The 15,104-nt window shown below is 72.1% G+C and carries 12 protein-coding genes; 6 read left to right on the forward strand and 6 right to left on the reverse strand.

Going from position 1 to position 15,104, the window contains the following annotated elements:
- Positions 1-69: 69 nt before the first annotated feature.
- Together AB0469_RS00095 and AB0469_RS00100 are read left to right on the forward strand one after the other, a co-directional pair.
- On the forward strand, positions 70-1,188 hold the full coding sequence (locus AB0469_RS00095; protein WP_366448989.1) for an LLM class flavin-dependent oxidoreductase: 1,119 nt from the start codon (positions 70-72) through the stop codon (positions 1,186-1,188).
- 74 nt (positions 1,189-1,262) lie between these two features.
- Positions 1,263-2,357 (forward strand): M20/M25/M40 family metallo-hydrolase, encoded by a 1,095-nt coding sequence (locus AB0469_RS00100; protein ID WP_366449276.1) that lies wholly within the window; start codon positions 1,263-1,265, stop codon positions 2,355-2,357.
- A 62-nt stretch (positions 2,358-2,419) separates the two neighbouring features.
- Here AB0469_RS00100 and AB0469_RS00105 read toward each other — a convergent pair whose 3' ends face one another.
- The 4 genes from AB0469_RS00105 to AB0469_RS00120 all read right to left on the reverse strand — a co-directional run bounded on the left by AB0469_RS00105 (position 2,420) and on the right by AB0469_RS00120 (position 7,573).
- Positions 2,420-3,289 carry a geranyl diphosphate 2-C-methyltransferase gene (locus AB0469_RS00105; RefSeq protein ID WP_366448990.1) on the reverse strand — a complete coding sequence of 290 codons (870 nt, stop codon included), beginning with the start codon at positions 3,287-3,289 and terminating at the stop codon, positions 2,420-2,422.
- 17 nt (positions 3,290-3,306) lie between these two features.
- Complete coding sequence (locus AB0469_RS00110) at positions 3,307-4,644, reverse strand: family 2 encapsulin nanocompartment cargo protein terpene cyclase (protein ID WP_366448991.1); 1,338 nt, start codon at positions 4,642-4,644, stop codon at positions 3,307-3,309.
- A gap of 110 nt (positions 4,645-4,754) precedes the next feature.
- Positions 4,755-6,170: a family 2B encapsulin nanocompartment shell protein gene (locus AB0469_RS00115; protein WP_366448992.1), complete on the reverse strand. Its 1,416-nt coding sequence runs from the start codon at positions 6,168-6,170 to the stop codon at positions 4,755-4,757.
- Positions 6,171-6,430: 260 nt separating this feature from the next.
- Positions 6,431-7,573 carry an amidase domain-containing protein gene (locus AB0469_RS00120; protein WP_366448993.1) on the reverse strand — a complete coding sequence of 381 codons (1,143 nt, stop codon included), beginning with the start codon at positions 7,571-7,573 and terminating at the stop codon, positions 6,431-6,433.
- 485 nt (positions 7,574-8,058) lie between these two features.
- Here AB0469_RS00120 and AB0469_RS00125 point away from each other — a divergent pair, with 485 nt between their 5' ends.
- The gene (locus AB0469_RS00125; RefSeq protein WP_366449277.1) at positions 8,059-10,026 is read left to right on the forward strand and encodes a transglycosylase domain-containing protein; all 1,968 of its coding nucleotides are present in this window, start codon (positions 8,059-8,061) and stop codon (positions 10,024-10,026) included.
- A 46-nt stretch (positions 10,027-10,072) separates the two neighbouring features.
- Here AB0469_RS00125 and AB0469_RS00130 read toward each other — a convergent pair whose 3' ends face one another.
- A complete protein-coding gene (locus tag AB0469_RS00130) occupies positions 10,073-11,395 on the reverse strand; it encodes a hypothetical protein (RefSeq protein ID WP_366448994.1) in 1,323 nt (440 codons plus the stop codon).
- Positions 11,396-11,581: 186 nt separating this feature from the next.
- Between AB0469_RS00130 and AB0469_RS00135 the strand changes: the two genes are divergently transcribed.
- The 3 genes from AB0469_RS00135 to AB0469_RS00145 all read left to right on the forward strand — a co-directional run bounded on the left by AB0469_RS00135 (position 11,582) and on the right by AB0469_RS00145 (position 13,837).
- A complete protein-coding gene (locus AB0469_RS00135) occupies positions 11,582-12,580 on the forward strand; it encodes a glutathione S-transferase C-terminal domain-containing protein (protein ID WP_366449278.1) in 999 nt (332 codons plus the stop codon).
- Between the two features lie 98 nt (positions 12,581-12,678).
- A complete protein-coding gene (locus AB0469_RS00140; protein ID WP_366448995.1) occupies positions 12,679-13,221 on the forward strand; it encodes a hypothetical protein in 543 nt (180 codons plus the stop codon).
- Between the two features lies 1 nt (position 13,222).
- Positions 13,223-13,837: a hypothetical protein gene (locus AB0469_RS00145; RefSeq protein WP_366448996.1), complete on the forward strand. Its 615-nt coding sequence runs from the start codon at positions 13,223-13,225 to the stop codon at positions 13,835-13,837.
- A 57-nt stretch (positions 13,838-13,894) separates the two neighbouring features.
- On the opposite strand, the gene AB0469_RS00150 is transcribed toward AB0469_RS00145, so the two are convergent.
- A complete protein-coding gene (locus tag AB0469_RS00150) occupies positions 13,895-14,947 on the reverse strand; it encodes a M4 family metallopeptidase (protein ID WP_366448997.1) in 1,053 nt (350 codons plus the stop codon).
- Positions 14,948-15,104: the final 157 nt, after the last annotated feature.

Here is a 15,104-nt window from a genome sequence, read left to right on the forward strand (position 1 = left end):
GCGCCGGTTCCGCACCGCGAGGTCCCCGGCCCCGCTCCCCCGTCACCCGGCCCGCAAGGAGACCCGGCCATGTCCCGCATCCCCCTCGGGGTCCTCGACCTCATCCCGATCCCCTCCGGCTCCACCGCCGCCGACGCCCTGCACCACAGCATCGACCTGGCCCGGCAGACCGAGCGGTTCGGCTACGCCCGCTACTGGTTCGCCGAGCACCACCTCAACCCCGGTGTCGCGAGCAGCTCCCCGGCGGTGGTCCTGGCGCTGACCGCCTCCGCCACCACCTCGATCCGGATCGGCTCGGGCGCCGTACAGCTCGGCCACCGCACCGCGCTCTCCACGGTCGAGGAGTTCGGCCTGATCGACGCCCTCCACCCGGGCCGCCTCGACCTGGGCCTCGGCCGCTCGGCGGGGCCGCCGGCACCGCGCCCGGCCGGCTGGGAGCCCTTCGAGGGGTACACCCCGAACGGCCTGCGGATCCCGGCGCGGTTCTCGTTCGCCCCTCTGCTCGGCCACCCGAACGTGGCCCTCCACCAGAAGCTGCTGAACCTGCCCGGCGCCCGCCCCCAGGACTACGCGGAGCAGGTCGAGGACGTGCTCGCGCTGCTGCGCGGCGAGTACCGGTCCGCCGAGGGCATCGCGGCACGGGCCGTGCCCGGCGAGGGGGCGGACGTGGAGGTGTGGATCCTGGGCAGCAGCGGCGGGCAGAGCGCGGAGACCGCCGGCCGGCACGGACTGCGGTTCGCGGCGAACTACCACGTCACCCCGGCGACCGTGCTGGAGGCGGCGGAGGGCTACCGGGCCGCCTTCAAGCCGTCCGCCGCCCTGGACCGGCCGTACCTGAGCGTCTCCGCGGACGTCGTGGTGGCCCCGGACGACGACGAGGCGCGCGAGCTGGCCGCGGGGTACGCGCCCTGGGTGCGCAGCATCCGCACCGCCGAGGGGGCGATCCCCTTCCCCACCCCCGACGAGGCCCGCGCGCTGACCACCGACTGGTCGCAGGCCGACCACGCCCTGGTCGCCGACCGGGTGGAGACCCAGTTCGTGGGCTCGCCGCGGACCGTGGCCGACCACCTCGAACGCCTCCGGGAGGCCACCGGCGCCGACGAGCTGCTGATCACGACGATCACGCACGACCACGCCGACCGGGTCCGCTCGTACCGGCTGCTGGCGGAGGAATGGAGCCGCCGCTGACGGCGGACCGACCGCCGGTGCCGGGGCCGGACGTCCGTCACGGCGTACGGAGTACTACTCTGTGCGACGTGACGATGCAGAAGGGCGGCCCCGTGGACGTCGACGCGATGATCGAGGACCTCCGCACGCTCGTCGAGGTGGAGTCCCCCTCGCGCGACGTGGAGGCCCTGGCGGCGTCGGCGAAGGCCGTGGCCGGGATCATCGAGCACCGTCTGGGCGGCCAGGCCGTCCTGGTCGAGAGCGATGCCGGTCCGCACGTCCACTGGTCGGGCGGCGGCGAGCCCAGGGTCCTGGTCCTCGGCCACCACGACACGGTGTTCCCACTGGGCACCCTGGAGCGCCGCCCCTTCGCGGTCCGGGACGGCCGGGCGACCGGCCCCGGGGTGTTCGACATGCTGGGCGGCATCGTGCAGGCGGTCCACGGCCTGGCCTCGCTCCCCGACCGGTCGGGCGTCGAGATCCTGATGACCGCCGACGAGGAGGTCGGCTCCCGGTCCTCCCGGGCCCTCCTGGAGGAGCGCGCCCTCGCCTGCGGCGCCGTGCTGGTCCTGGAGGGCGCCGCCGACGGCGGGGGCCTCAAGACCGGGCGCAAGGGCTGCGGCGCCTTCCAGGTCTCCATCGCCGGCCGGGCCTCCCACGCCGGCCTGGAGCCGGCGGCCGGGGTCAACGCCCTGGTCGAGGCGGCCCACCAGGTCCTGGACATCGCGGGGTTCGGCCGTCCGGAGGCCGGTACGACGGTCACCCCGACCGTCGCGGCCGCGGGCACCCTGGAGAACGTCGTCCCCGCGGAGGCCACCGTCGTGGTCGACGTGCGCGTGGAGACGGAGGAGGAACGGGAGCGCGTCGAGTCCGCCTTCGCGGCGCTGTCCCCGCACCTGCCCGGGGCTCGGATCACCGTGGAGGGGTCCATCACCCGGCCCCCGATGCCCGAGTCGGCGGCTGCCGGGCTCTTCGCGGTGGCGCAGCGGCTGCTCCCCGGCATCGAGGCCCGGGCGGTGGGCGGCGGCAGCGACGGCAACTTCACGGCCGCACTGGGCGTTCCGACGCTGGACGGGCTCGGCGCGGTCGGCGGGGGCGCCCACGCCGACCACGAGTACGTGGAGATCGGGGCCATGGCCGAGCGGGCGCACCTCGTCGCGGGCCTGGTGGCCACGCTCCAGCGCCCCTGAACGACCCGGAACGCCGGGCCCGTCGTGGACGGGCCCGGCGTTCGCGTGCGGCGGCCGCCGGGTCAGACGCGGTCGGCCGCGATCAGGACGTACTGGAACGAGCCGTCCTTGTACGACTCGATGAACGCCTCCTCGATCCCGGTGACCAGGGAGGACGTGGCCCGCAGCTCCCAGTAGGGCAGGGTGTCGGGGGTCAGGTCGATCACGGCCTGGGGGACGAGGCGGTTGTCGGCCATGGCGCGCAGGTACTCGCGGCGGGAGTGGATGTTGCACTCGAAGTGGGCGTTGATCTGGGAGACCCACTTGGAGGGCTGGCCGTAACGCGGGTTCCAGCAGCCGGTGATGGTGACGTAGCGGCCGCCGACCGCGAGCACGCGGGAGTGCTCGGCCATGAGGTCGTGCAGGTCGACGTACATGCTCGACTCGTTGTTCCAGGAGCCGGCGGCCTGCCCTGTCTCGAAGGGCATGTCGAGCATGTTGCAGACGCGGGAGTGAACCGATTCCTCGATTCCCAGTTCGCGGGCGCGGTTGTTCCCGAAGTCGGCCTGCTTGGCGGAGAGCGTCACGCCCTCGACCTTGCAGCCGAAGCGCTGGTGGGCCATGACCATCGAACCGCCGCGGCCGCAGCCGGCGTCCACGAGCGTGTCGTCGCGCCCGATGGCGCCGAGGTGGTCCAGGAGGAGCTCGGCCTGGGCCGACTCCAGCCGGTGCAGTTCGGCGACCAGCTTCTTCTCGTATGCGCTGTCCGCGGTGTCCCCGAGGGCGGCGTGGTCGACGGCGCCGATGCCGTAGTGGTGGTGGTAAAGGCCGTCGACGTCGCCGAGGCGCAGGTTGACGGGCCTGGCCTCCTCGTTCCAGTAGCGGGCGATGTCGCCCTGGTAGGGCGTCGCCGGAGCGGGGATGAACGGGGTGGTGCTGACGGTGCTGGTCATGAAACAGGTCCCCTCGTTTACCAGAAATCGGGCAGTGTGTATCGGTAGGTGTTGGACGCGTGCCAGTAGTGGTTGCCGTCGACCCAGGCGGCCACGCCCTTGAGGAAGCGGGCCACGCGCGGGTCGGGGCAGGCCGCGGCGAGCGCGGCGGACTCGGCCTCGAACTCGTGCATGAGGTCGTTGTGGACCTCGACCGCCTTCAGGTAGGCCTCCTTGTCGGAGAGACCTTCCTTCTCGGCGATCACCACCGGCAGGTTCAGGTGCTTGCCGGGGCTCTTGAGTTCCTTCATGTAGGAGTAGAGGTCGTTGGAGAGGGTGGTGGCGTTGCCGGCGAGGGCGATGACCCGCTGCATGGCGGGCAGCGCGTGGAGCTCCGCCGGGAGTTCGTAGCCGCCGACGGTGTCGGTGATCGTGGGGCAGGGGCGGAAGTTGTTGAACTGGCGCATCGCCAGGTACTCCCACACCTCCGGGACGTACTCCGTCTCGTCCCAGGAGGCCTCGGCGAGGTACCCCAGGTGCAGCCGGGCCATGTCGTGCCGGAAGCGGTCGGCCTGGGACGGGGTGGCCGCCGCGGTGAAGTACTCCATGGCCGACCGGTAGGAGCGGCGGGCGGCGTCCGAGGAGAGCGACTCCTCCCACGCCGGCTGGTACTCCTTCGTCGTGTGGACCGGGTCGAGGGCCGTGTGCGCCAGGAGCAGCCGGCCGCCGACGTCGGGGGTGGTGGCCCCGTCCTCGCAGTAGGCGTCGTCGACGACGTTCTCGGCGACCATCAGCCGGGCCGCGAGCATCAGGTGGTCCATGGTGGGGGCGTCCGGGTGGCAGGCCACCATGTAGCGGCTCACGGAGAAGCCGTCGAACCGGTCCTCCCATTCCGGGGGGAAGGCCTGGACCTCGTCCACCGCCCACGCCTTGATGCGGCGGCTGAGCTCCTCCACCCGGACGGGGTCCGGCTCCGCCACCGGGTGGTGGTAGAGGCCCGGGATCGGCCGGGCGGCCGCCGGCTCCGGGGCGGCCGGGGGCTGCGGGGCGGCCGGGGGTTCCTCGCTGCGGGCCCAGTGCAGGCCCACCGTGCCCAGGCCGCTGGGACCGCGCAGGATCCGCAGCAGTGCGTCGGCCGCGTGCGCGCCCGCGGCGTTGCCGGGCAGCACGGCCACGGGCTCGGGTGCGGCGGCCTCCGCCACCGGGGCGGTGCCGAAGGGCCGTACCGGCCGGGTGGGCAGGACCCGCCCGGCGCCGACGGCCGGTCCGGCGGGTGCGTGGACGGGTGCGAGGGCGTCGGCGAGGGCCGGTGCCCCGAAGCGGGCCGCCGGGGCGGGTGGGCCCGGCTGCTGGGGGGAGGGCCCGGGGTCGGGCATCCGTAGCTCCTTGGTGTGGTGGGTGGGCCGTCCCGCGCCCCGGGCATGCTCGGTCGGCCCGGGACGGCCCGGGCTGTCGTGGCCGTCGCGGCCGTGGTGGTGCGGTGGCCCTAGTCGCGCTTGCGGGCGATCTGCACGTTCTCCAGCACGCCGAGCGCGTCGGGCACGAGGATGGCGGCGGAGTAGTAGGTGGAGACCAGGTAGGAGATGATCGACCGCTCGTCGATGCCCATGAAGCGCACGGACAGGCCGGGCTCGTACTCCTCGGGCAGGCCGGTCTGGCGCAGGCCGATGACGCCCTGGTTGTCCTCGCCGATGCGCATGGCGAGGATGGAGCTGGTGTTCTCCTTGGTGATCGGGATCTTGTTGCAGGGCAGGATCGGAACCCCGCGCCAGGCCGGGACCTGCTGTCCGCCGAGGTCGACGTGGTCCGGGTAGAGGCCGCGCGCGTTGAACTCGCGCCCGATCGCCGCGATCGTCCTGGGGTGGGCGAAGAGGAAGCGGGTGCCGCGGCGGCGGCAGAGCAGCTCGTCGAGGTCGTCCGGGGTGGGCGGGCCGGAGTGGGTCTGGATCCGCTGCTTGAAGTCGGCGTTGTGGAGCAGGCCGAACTCCCGGTTGTTGATCAGCTCGTGCTCCTGGCGCTCGCGCAGCGCCTCGATGGTGAGCCTGAGCTGCTCCTCGGTCTGGTTGTGCGGCCCGTTGTAGAGGTCGGCGACCCGGGTGTGGACCCGCAGGACGGTCTGGGCGACGGAGAGTTCGTACTCGCGCGGGTTGAGCTCGTAGTCGACGAAGGCGCCGGGCAGTTCGGCCTCGCCGGTGTGGCCGGCCGACATGGCGATCTCGGCCTCGCCGTGGCGGTTCTGCCGCTGGAGCGGGAGGGAGCTGAACTTGCGGATGTGCTCCTGGAGGTGGGGCGCCTGGGCCACGACGGCGGAGAACTCCGCGCGGGAGAGCGTGAGCAGGGTGCCGGGGGTGTCGGCGGTGGCGGTGTAGTCCCAGGTGGCGTCGGCGTCCAGCAGGGCGTTCTCGCCGAAGCGCTCGCCGTCGGCGAGGACGGCCACGGCGACCTCGTCGCCGTACTTGCCGACGGAGGTCTGGCTGATGCGGCCGTGCGCGATGAGGTGGATCTGGTCGGCGGGGGTGCCGCGTTCGACGAGGACCTCGCCGGCCCGGAAGTCGCGCTGGACGCAGCGGTCGGCGATCGCGGTGAGCACCTGGACGTCGTCGAAGCCGCGCAGGAGGGCCAGTTCGCCGAGCTCCCGGGGGATCACGCGGACGCTGGCGCCGTCCTGGACGAAGTCGATGGTGCCGTCGCCGACGGTGTAGCTGAGGCGGCGGTTGACCCGGTAGGTGCCGCCCTTGGTCTCGACCCAGGGGAGGGTCCGCAGCAGCCACCGGGAGGTGATCTCCTGCATCTGCGGGGCGGACTTGGTGGTGGTGGCAAGGTTGCGGGCCGCGGCCGTGCTCAGGCTCTGCTGCTGGGGGGGTTCCTGCAGCTGTGCTTCCGGGCTGGTGTCAATCGTCATCGGACGAGCTTCTCCTTCGGAAAACTGGAAAAAGAGGATGAATATCCGGGAATCCGTCCAGATCCTGAGGAACAGTAACGGCCGACTCGGCCGATCGACCGTGAAATGCCCGGGGCATTACTTCGATGCGGTGATCTTTCCGGATGGGATGTTTGAGGGCCCGACCAGCGGTTTTCGGTCTCCTGTGTACGAAAAAGGCCCCTCCCGTCGCGGTGGTTCCGCGGCGGGAGGGGCCGGCGACTGCCCGTGGGGGCGGTCGGTCAGGTGCGGTACGCGAAGTACGTCGCGTTCGGGTAGGACGCGAGGATGCTCGCGAGCGACTTCCGGTACGTGTTGGTGGAGTGGTACGTCAGGTAAGGCATTCCGGCCTTGCTGCGGTACGTCACCATCATGGAGTGGTCCTTGGACCCGTCCCGGTTGAAGTCCGCCTGCAGGATGTCGCCGACGTCCAGCTGGTAGACGTTGGCCAGGTTGGCGGCCCGCTGGTTGGACAGCGTGAACCAGGCCCACTCGTTGGCGCCGACCCACGAGTCGGACTGCTTGGCGCCGTCGTACCACCAGTTGCGGTAGTCGGTCGAGGTGCCCGGTACCGGCTTCCATCCACCCGCGTTCAGTGCCTGGCTGATGAAGTTGGTGCAGTCGCCGCCGTTGCCGCTGAACTTGCGGTACGCCGGGTTGTAATTGCTCCAGTACTTCTCCGCGTACTGCGCCATGGCGGTGTAGTTGTACGCACCGCCGGTCAGCGTCTTGGGCTTGGCCGTCGCCGGGTACTTGGTGGACGCGGGCGTGCCGTCCGGGTACTGGTTGCCGTCGTCCTTGACGACGGCCGCCTTGGCGGCGACGGGCTCGTTGACCGCTACGGGGCCGTTCTCCTGGGACTTGATCGTCTGGAGCTCCCAGTCACCGCCCTTCTTGCTGGTGAGGGTGAGCTCGTAGCGCGTCTTGAAGTCGGTGTTCGACGGCTCGTCGCCGTGCACCTTCTTGTAGGTGAGCGTGGTCTGCTCGGTGATCTGGACGGTCGCCTTGTCGCCGGTCACCGTGGCGCGGTCGACCGTGACCTTGGTGTCGGCGCCGCTGTAGACCTCGCCCAGCTGCGCCAGGCGCGTCTTGCGCTCGCGCAGCGACTGGATCGCCGCGGCCTCGTCCTTCCTCAGCCCGTCCGACACGCGGGCCTTCTTCTTGCCCCCCTGGCCGTGGCCGTGGCGCACGGTCTGGCCGTCCACCAGCGCCTGGGTGCGCTGCGAGAGCACGTCGTCCGCGAGGCGGGCGAAGGTCTCGGTGGTGGCCTTGTCGGCCTCGACGGGCCCGGAGACGGCGTTTGCCGAGTAGGCGAAGAAGCCTCCGGACGCCACGGCCACGGTCAGGGCCGCGATGGCGGCGGGCCTGAACCTCTTAGGTATCACTGTTTTCCCCTTGTCACCCGGTCCACACGGACCGGGAGGACGGAATTTTCGCACAACTAGGCGACTGATTCGGCGCGTTCCGCTTTGTCACCCGATGCCCGGTAGGAGCAGGCCGCCAGCGCAGCCGTGCGACTCCGCTTCGTCACCGGGGAGGGCCCGCGGGCCGCGGGGGCGGCGCGCGGTGACCACCCCGACCGGCTCACAGCAAATGCATCTAGGGTGTCCCGGAAAGCACGGAAGAGGGAGCATCCGCAGTGGCCAGGCAGGATACGGGCGGAAGAGGGCGGTCTCGGGGCGGACGCACGCCCTCGGACGCGGCCGGAGCGGCGTCCCAGGGCCGCCTGGGCGGATCGGGGGCGCGCCGGCGCCCCCGCGCGGGAGCGGGCCGGCTGCGGGCGCTCGCGCCGGTCCTGGCGCGGGTCCTGGCGCCCGCCGTCGCACGCGTGCGGCCGCTGCCGGCGCGGATCCGGCCGCTGCTGCGGCGGATGCTGCCGCTGCTGCGGCGGATGCGGCCGGCCTACCCGAGACCCGGCCGCAGCGGCTGGCGCCGCTGGATACCCTCCTGGCGCCAGTGGCTGGGCGCCTGCCTGTACCTGTTCACGGGCGTCGCGGCCTTCGTCGGCATCGCGTACGCCACGACGGACATACCCGACGACCTCAACTCTTTCGCCACACAACAGGACAACGTCTACTACTGGGCCGACGGCTCCACCATGGCCCGGACCGGCTGGGTCAGCCGGCAGGAGATGCCGCTGGACAAGGTGCCCCCCAAGGTCCAGGGAGCCGTGCTCGCGGCGGAGAACGCCAGCTTCTACACGGACCCCGGAGTCTCCCCCTCCGGGTTCCTGCGCGCCGTGCGCGCCGCCCTCACGGGCGGCGAGACCCAGGGCGGGTCGACCATCACCCAGCAGTACGTGAAGAACGCCTACCTGAACCAGGACCGCACGCTCTCCCGGAAGTTCACCGAGATCCTGCTGGCCCTGAAGCTGGACAACCAGACGGGCAAGAAGCAGATCCTCCAGGACTACCTCAACACCAGCTGGTTCGGGCGCGGCACCTACGGCATCCAGCGCGCCTCCCAGGCGTACTACGGCAAGGACGTCTCGAAGCTCGACCCGAGCGAGGGCGCCTTCCTCGCCTCCCTCCTCAAGGGAGCCGGACTGTACGACCCCGCGCTCGGCGAGGAGAACCACAAGCGGGCCGTGGAGCGCTGGAGCTGGATCCTGGACCGCATGGTCGACACCGGGCAGCTCACGGCCGCGGAGCGGGCCACGTACACGAAGTTCCCGGAGCCCACCGGCCCCGGCACGGCCGGCACGCCCGGCGCGCAGAACGGCTACCTGGTGGAGCTGGCCAAGGCCTACGCGATCAAGGCCGGGCACATCAAGGACGCCGACTTCGACCTCGGCGGCTACCAGGTCTACACGACCTTCGACCAGTCCCGCATGGCCGCGCTGACGGACGCCGTGCAGAAGGCGCAGAAGGACTTCGACGCGGAGAAGCGGCCCGGTACCGACACGCACGCGAAGATCGGCGCCGCGAGCGTCGCCCCGGACGGGCGGCTGCTCGCCGTGTACGGCGGCCCCGACTACCTCAAGCAGGGGTTCAACCAGGCGAACTCGACCACGATCCCGGTCGGGACGGCGTTCACCCCGCTCGTCTACGCCGCCGCACTGGAGGAGGGGGTGGTGCGCACGCGCGGCAAGGACCGCACGCCCGTCACCCCGGCCACCGTGTACGACGGCAACGACCAGGTGACCGTGCAGACGCCGGAGGGGCCGTACTGGGACCGCAGCGGCAAGGTGGTCAAGGGCCGCAACGACGGGAACAAGAGCTGGGGGCAGGTGACCCTCCAGCAGGCCGTCGCCAACTCCGTCAACACCCCGATGCTCCAGCTCGGGCTCGACGTCGGGCTCGACCGGGTGGAGGCCTTCGCGGGGAAGGCGGGCCTGCTGCCGTCGAGCCTCGGCACGCGGATCCCGACGTTCTCGCTCGGGGAGAACTCCAAACCCAGCGCGATCCGCATGGCCGGCGCCTACGCGACCTTCGCGGCCGACGGCATGCACACCGACCCCTACTCGGTGCGCTCGGTCTCCCGCAACGGCGCCGCGGTGCCGCTGGAGGCGGCTCCGAAGCCGGTCCGGGCGATGTCGGCGAAGACGGCCCGCTCGGTGACGGAGGCCCTGCGCGGCGCCGTCACCGACGGTTCGGCGAAGGCGGCGGCCAAGGCGCACCCCGGCGCCGCGGGCAAGACCGGGACCACGGCGGCGAACACGGCGGGCTGGTTCGTGGCGAACACCGAGAAGGAGTCCACGGCGGTCGTGGTCTACCGGATGGCGCTGACCGACCTGATCGCACAGCCGCTGACCGGGCTGGGCGGGGACGCCCCGGGCACGCCGGGCAGCGACCGGGCGGTGCGGCTGTGGGCGGACTACATCAAGGCGGTGAAGTAGACCGGGGGCGGGGCCGGAGGCGACTGCGGCCCCGCCCCCGGTCTACTCACTTGACCAGCGTGTTCCAGTCGGGCGCCTGGGCGGGGTCCAGCATGCGCAGCTGGGCCAGGACCTTGGGGTCCTGGGCGTCGAGCCAGTCCGACAGCTCCTTGAAGGACACGCAGCGGACGTCCGAGCGCGGGCAGACGTTGCGCATCACGTCCTCGACGGCCTGCATGTAGATGCCGCCGTTCCAGTCCTCGAAGTGGTTGCCGATGAACATGGGCGCCCGGCTGCCGTTGTAGACGCGGTTGAAGCCGTTCATGTAGGAGCCGCGGGTCTGCGCCTCCCAGCCCGCGTACTTCGACGGGTCGCCCTTGGTGCTGTCGCCGGACTGGTTGTAGAGGAAGTTGAAGTCCATGGAGAGGACCTGCAGCTCCTTGCCCTGGAGGGGCACGAGCTGGAGGGGGAAGTTCCAGATGCCGTTCATCTTGGACGGCCACAGCTGGAAGTCGCCCGAGGAGCTCGCGTCGTAGCGCCAGCCGTACGGCTTGATCGCGGTCAGCAGGTTCTTCTGGCCCTCCAGGCAGGGCGCGCGGCCGCCGACGACCTCGCGGTCCGGGTCGAAGGGCAGGGGCGCCTCATTGGTGAAGCCGGTGTTCGTCTTCCAGTTCTTGACGAACGCGTACGTCTGGTCGATCTCGCTCTTCCACTCGTCGACGCTCCAGTCCTGGCCGCCCTTGGCGCCGCAGAAGTGGCCGTTGAAGTGGGACCCGATCTCGTTGCCGTCGGTCCAGGCGCCGCGGAGCTGGCCCAGGGTGGACTTCACGTGCGGGACGGTCGGGTAGGAGATGGCGGCCGCGCCCTGGCCGTGCTGCGGGGGGTGGTAGAGCATCTTCTTGCCGTCGGGCAGGAGGTAGATGCCCGTGAGGAAGAAGGTCATGTGGGCGTTGCTGTCCTTGGCCACCTTCCGGAAGTGCGAGAAGAGGTGGTCGTCGCCTTCCAGGGCGCCGTCCCAGGAGAAGACCACGAACTGCGGCGGCTTCTCGCCGGGCTTGAGCTTCTCGGGCTTGAGCTGGTTCGGCTGCGGCCCGGTGTAGGAGGTGGAGCCGTCGCCCAGCACTTTGACCTTGCCGTCCCACGGCTCCTCCGCGCCCTTCGCGGCTGCGGCCGCCTCGGCCGCGCTCTCCGAGGCCGCGAGCTTCGCGTCGCGCCGCGCGGCCCCCGGGTCGCCGCCCAGGGTGAAGGCGTACGCCGTGGCCGCGGCCCCGGCGACGGCCACGACGGCCACGGCTATGCCCAGGCGCTTGCGGCTGCGTGCCTTGCGCTGGAGCTTGCGGGCACTCCGGGACTCCGTCCGGTTGCCCGGAACGGTGTCGGTGTCGGCCATGCCTGTCGTCCCCCCTGATCACCGCAGCCGGGCCGCCGCGCGTGGATGGTTCGTACGAATATAGAACTTGTCGGCACTCTTCCCGCACCCCGGACCCCCCTATTCCGCTGGTTCACAGCCGCCTCACAGCCCGTCCCTGCGGCGTTCACCACGGCCGTCCCCGGGTAGGCGCCGGGCGTGGCCTACGTGACCGCCGGCAAGGAGTACTCCCGGGACAGCCGGTACCTGACGACACGGATCACCGCCGACGGGCGGGACGGGTACCGTGTGGAGCCCGGGCGCTACCGCCTGGTGGTCAGCCGGGCCTGCCCCTGGGCGAACCGGGCGATCATCGTACGGCGGCTCCTCGGGCTGGAGGAGGCCCTCCCCATGGCGGTGGCCGGACCGGTCCACGACGAGCGCAGCTGGAGCTTCGGCCTCGACCCCGGCGGACGCGACCCCGTGCTCGGAATCGAGCGGCTCCGGGAGGCCTACCTCGCCCGCGACCCCGGTTACGACCGGGGGATCACGGTGCCGGCGATCGTCGACGTCCCGACCGGCGAGGTGGTCACGAACGACGTCCCGCGGATCACCCTCGACCTGTCGCTCCAGTGGACCGCCCACCACCGCGCGGGCGCCCCGGCGCTCTACCCGCGGGAGCTGCGGCCGCAGATCGACACCGTGAACGAGATGGTCTACCGGGACGTGAACAACGGCGTCTACCGGGCCGGGTTCGCCGGCTCCCAGGAGGCGTACGAAGAGGCGTACCGGCGGCTCTTCGACCGGCTCGACCGGCTCTCCGAGCGGCTGGAGCGGTCCCGCTACCTCGTCGGTGAGACGATCACGGAGGCGGACGTGCGGCTGTTCACCACGCTCGTGCGCTTCGACGCCGTCTACCACGGCCACTTCAAGTGCAACCGGCAGAAGCTGACCGAGATGCCGGTGCTGTGGGCGTACGCCCGGGACCTCTTCCAGACGCCCGGCTTCGGCGACACCGTCGACTTCGACCACGTCAAACGGCACTACCACCTCGTGCACACGGACATCAATCCGACCGGCATCGTGCCGGCCGGACCCGACGCGCGCGGCTGGCTCGCGCCGCACGGCCGGGCCGCCCTGGGCGGCCGCCCGTTCGGCGACGGCACCGCCCCCGGCCCCGTACCGCCCTCGGAGGCGGTGCCGCCCGCCCACAACCCGCTGGGCTGAACGCGCAGTTCCGCCGGGTGTTTGCAGATGGTTTGCCCTCATACGGGGTGGGCAGCCGCGCTGGTACGGGCGCGAGGTGCCCGGGACGGAGGACCGAGATGTCGACAAGCACACTCATAGCCGTCGTGGTGGCCGCGGTGATCGTGGTCCTCGCCATCACCGTGACCCTGGCGCTGCTCGCGCGCCGGCGCCACCTGCGCCGCCGCTTCGGGCCCGAGTACGAGCGCGCGGTCGACGAGAAGGGCGGCGTCCTCGCCGCCGAACGCGACCTGCGGGCCCGCGAGGCCCGGCACGACGAACTCGACATCAGGGAACTGCCCCCCGAACGGCGGCGCCAGTTCGCCGACCGGTGGAGCGAGGTCCAGGTGCACTTCGTGGACCGGCCCGCGGGATCGGTCGACGAGGCCGACGACCTGGTGGCGAAGCTGATGAGGGAACGCGGCTACCCGACGGACGGGTACCGAGGAGCCGTCCGCGACCTGTCGGTCGAACACGGGCGGACGCTGGAGCACTACCGGACGGCGCACGAGGTGAGGTCGCGCAGCGCGGACGGGCAGGCGACCACGGAGGAACTGCGCGCGGCGATGGTGCACTACCGCGCCCTGTTCGACGAACTGCTGACGGATCAGAGGAGTCGGTGACATGGGCACCCACGACGGGATGCAGCGGGGCGCAGCCCCCCTGACCACGGAGGACCTGGCAGGCCCGGGCACCGGGCGCACGGGCACGGGGCCCCCGGTCTACCCGGGCGAGGCGACCGGGGAGACGCTGTCCGGCGGCTCCGCCGCCGACCGGGACGAACAGGACGAGCGGACCGGGGCCGGCCGGACGGACGGGGTGTCGCACGACCTGTCGCACGGCGTTTCCCCGGACGGATCCGGGGACGGGTCCGAGGAGGGATCCGGGGAGGGTAGGACGGCCGGACGGCTTCCCGGCGAGCCGCGGGAAGGGCGGGAAGGGACCGGAACCGCGGCCGACGGCGGCGACGGCCAGCCGCTGCTCGCCACTGGGGACGCCGAGCGGTACCGGACGGCCTGGGGCGAGATCCAGGGCCGTTTCGTCGACGACCCGAGGGAGGCCGTCACCTCGGCGGACACCCTGGTGGCCGAGGTCATGCAGAGCCTCGCGGGCACCTTCGCCTCGCACAAACAGGAGCTGGAGGGGCAGTGGCAGCGCGGGGACGACGTGGCGACCGAGGACCTCCGCCAGGCCCTCCAGCACTACCGCTCGTTCTTCAACCGCCTGCTGAACGCCTGAACGCCCCGTCCGCGCGGGTGCCGCCGGCCTCCGGGCCGGCGGCACCCGCGCGTCCGGCTAGACGCCCGGGATCTGGCGGGCCCTGAAGGCCGCGCGCACGGCGGCCGCCGCGTCCGCGCCGTACATGCGCTCCGCGGTCGCGACGGTCGTCAGCGCGGCGTCCCGGAAGTCGGTGTCCGGGCGGAAGCCGAACTGGGCATTGACGATGATCCGGCCGGCCGTGCGGGCACCGAGCGCCTGCCGGATGTCGAACAGCGCCCGGGACCAGATCTCCCCGTCCGCGTGGACCTCGCCGACGCGGTCGGCGTAGACCTTGTTCCCGTCGACGCGCCGCAGGCAGTGCGGGGCCGCGCTGTACTCGACCGAGTCCCAGTCGCCGACGCAGGCCAGGTCGGTGCGGCGCGGCCAGCCTTGGGCCTCGTCCGCGTAGTCGCCGACGGAGACGGCCAGGTAGTCGCCGAAGGCCTCGCCGATCGCTCCGGCCTCCGGGGAGGTGCCGAAGCCGGGGACCTGGGCGTTGTGCACGGCGTGCCCGTACTCGTGGACGATGACCTCGGCGTCCTCGGCGTCGTCCACGCCGCCCTTGCCGAAGCGAATCTCGGCCTTCTTGTCGGAGAAGAAGGAGTTGTCGGCGCCCCACTGGTTGATCCGGACGGGCTGCACGCGGTCGTTGGCGCCGGGCAGGTCGCCGCCGAAGCCCAGGCTCTGCAGGTACTCCTGCGCCGTGTCGACCCAGAAGTAGGCCATGACCTGCTCGAACTGGTCGTCATTGCGGCTGTACGAGCCCACGTCCGCGAGCCGCGCCGCGCCGCCGGTCTCCGACCGCACGGCAGCCCACTTCCCGGAGAGGGAGCCGCTGCCGTCGAGGTTGCGCAGCGCGGCCAGGGTGTACGCGGATTCGGGGACGGCGGCGTTGCCGTCCTTGCCGTCGGTCAGCGTCTGGTCGCCGGAGGACTGGACGGGGTTGACCATGAAGATCCGCGCCCGGGGCAGGGCGGAGCCGGCCGCGCCGGCGCCCGCGGACTGCGCGGAGACCGGGCCGGCGAGGGTGAGCGTGGCCACGGCGGCGGTGGCCGCGGCGACGAGGCCGCGGGATATGCGGCGAGCCATACAGATCCTCCTGGGACGGGGGGTGGGGAGGTGTGTGCGTGGTGCGGCCGTGATCCTTGCGCACGCGGCCCCCGTTTGACCAGGCCCGGGACACCCCCGGATGCGGTCCGCCGGAAATCCTCCGGTCCGCGCCGGCCTCGCCCGGCCGGCGCGGGCT

Source organism: Streptomyces sp. NPDC093801, from assembly GCF_040701585.1.
Lineage (GTDB): Bacteria > Actinomycetota > Actinomycetes > Streptomycetales > Streptomycetaceae > Streptomyces.

Bases quoted from the DNA above. Each gene is read 5' to 3' on its own strand.
- AB0469_RS00130 (WP_366448994.1), bottom strand. From the start codon at position 11,395: ATGGCCGACACCGACACCGTTCCGGGCAACCGGACGGAGTCCCGGAGT.
- AB0469_RS00105 (WP_366448990.1), bottom strand. From the start codon at position 3,289: ATGACCAGCACCGTCAGCACCACCCCGTTCATCCCCGCTCCGGCGACG.
- AB0469_RS00150 (WP_366448997.1), bottom strand. From the start codon at position 14,947: ATGGCTCGCCGCATATCCCGCGGCCTCGTCGCCGCGGCCACCGCCGCC.
- AB0469_RS00110 (WP_366448991.1), bottom strand. From the start codon at position 4,644: ATGCCCGACCCCGGGCCCTCCCCCCAGCAGCCGGGCCCACCCGCCCCG.
- AB0469_RS00115 (WP_366448992.1), bottom strand. From the start codon at position 6,170: ATGACGATTGACACCAGCCCGGAAGCACAGCTGCAGGAACCCCCCCAG.
- AB0469_RS00125 (WP_366449277.1), top strand. From the start codon at position 8,059: ATGCTGCCGCTGCTGCGGCGGATGCGGCCGGCCTACCCGAGACCCGGC.
- AB0469_RS00095 (WP_366448989.1), top strand. From the start codon at position 70: ATGTCCCGCATCCCCCTCGGGGTCCTCGACCTCATCCCGATCCCCTCC.
- AB0469_RS00145 (WP_366448996.1), top strand. From the start codon at position 13,223: ATGGGCACCCACGACGGGATGCAGCGGGGCGCAGCCCCCCTGACCACG.
- AB0469_RS00140 (WP_366448995.1), top strand. From the start codon at position 12,679: ATGTCGACAAGCACACTCATAGCCGTCGTGGTGGCCGCGGTGATCGTG.
- AB0469_RS00100 (WP_366449276.1), top strand. From the start codon at position 1,263: ATGCAGAAGGGCGGCCCCGTGGACGTCGACGCGATGATCGAGGACCTC.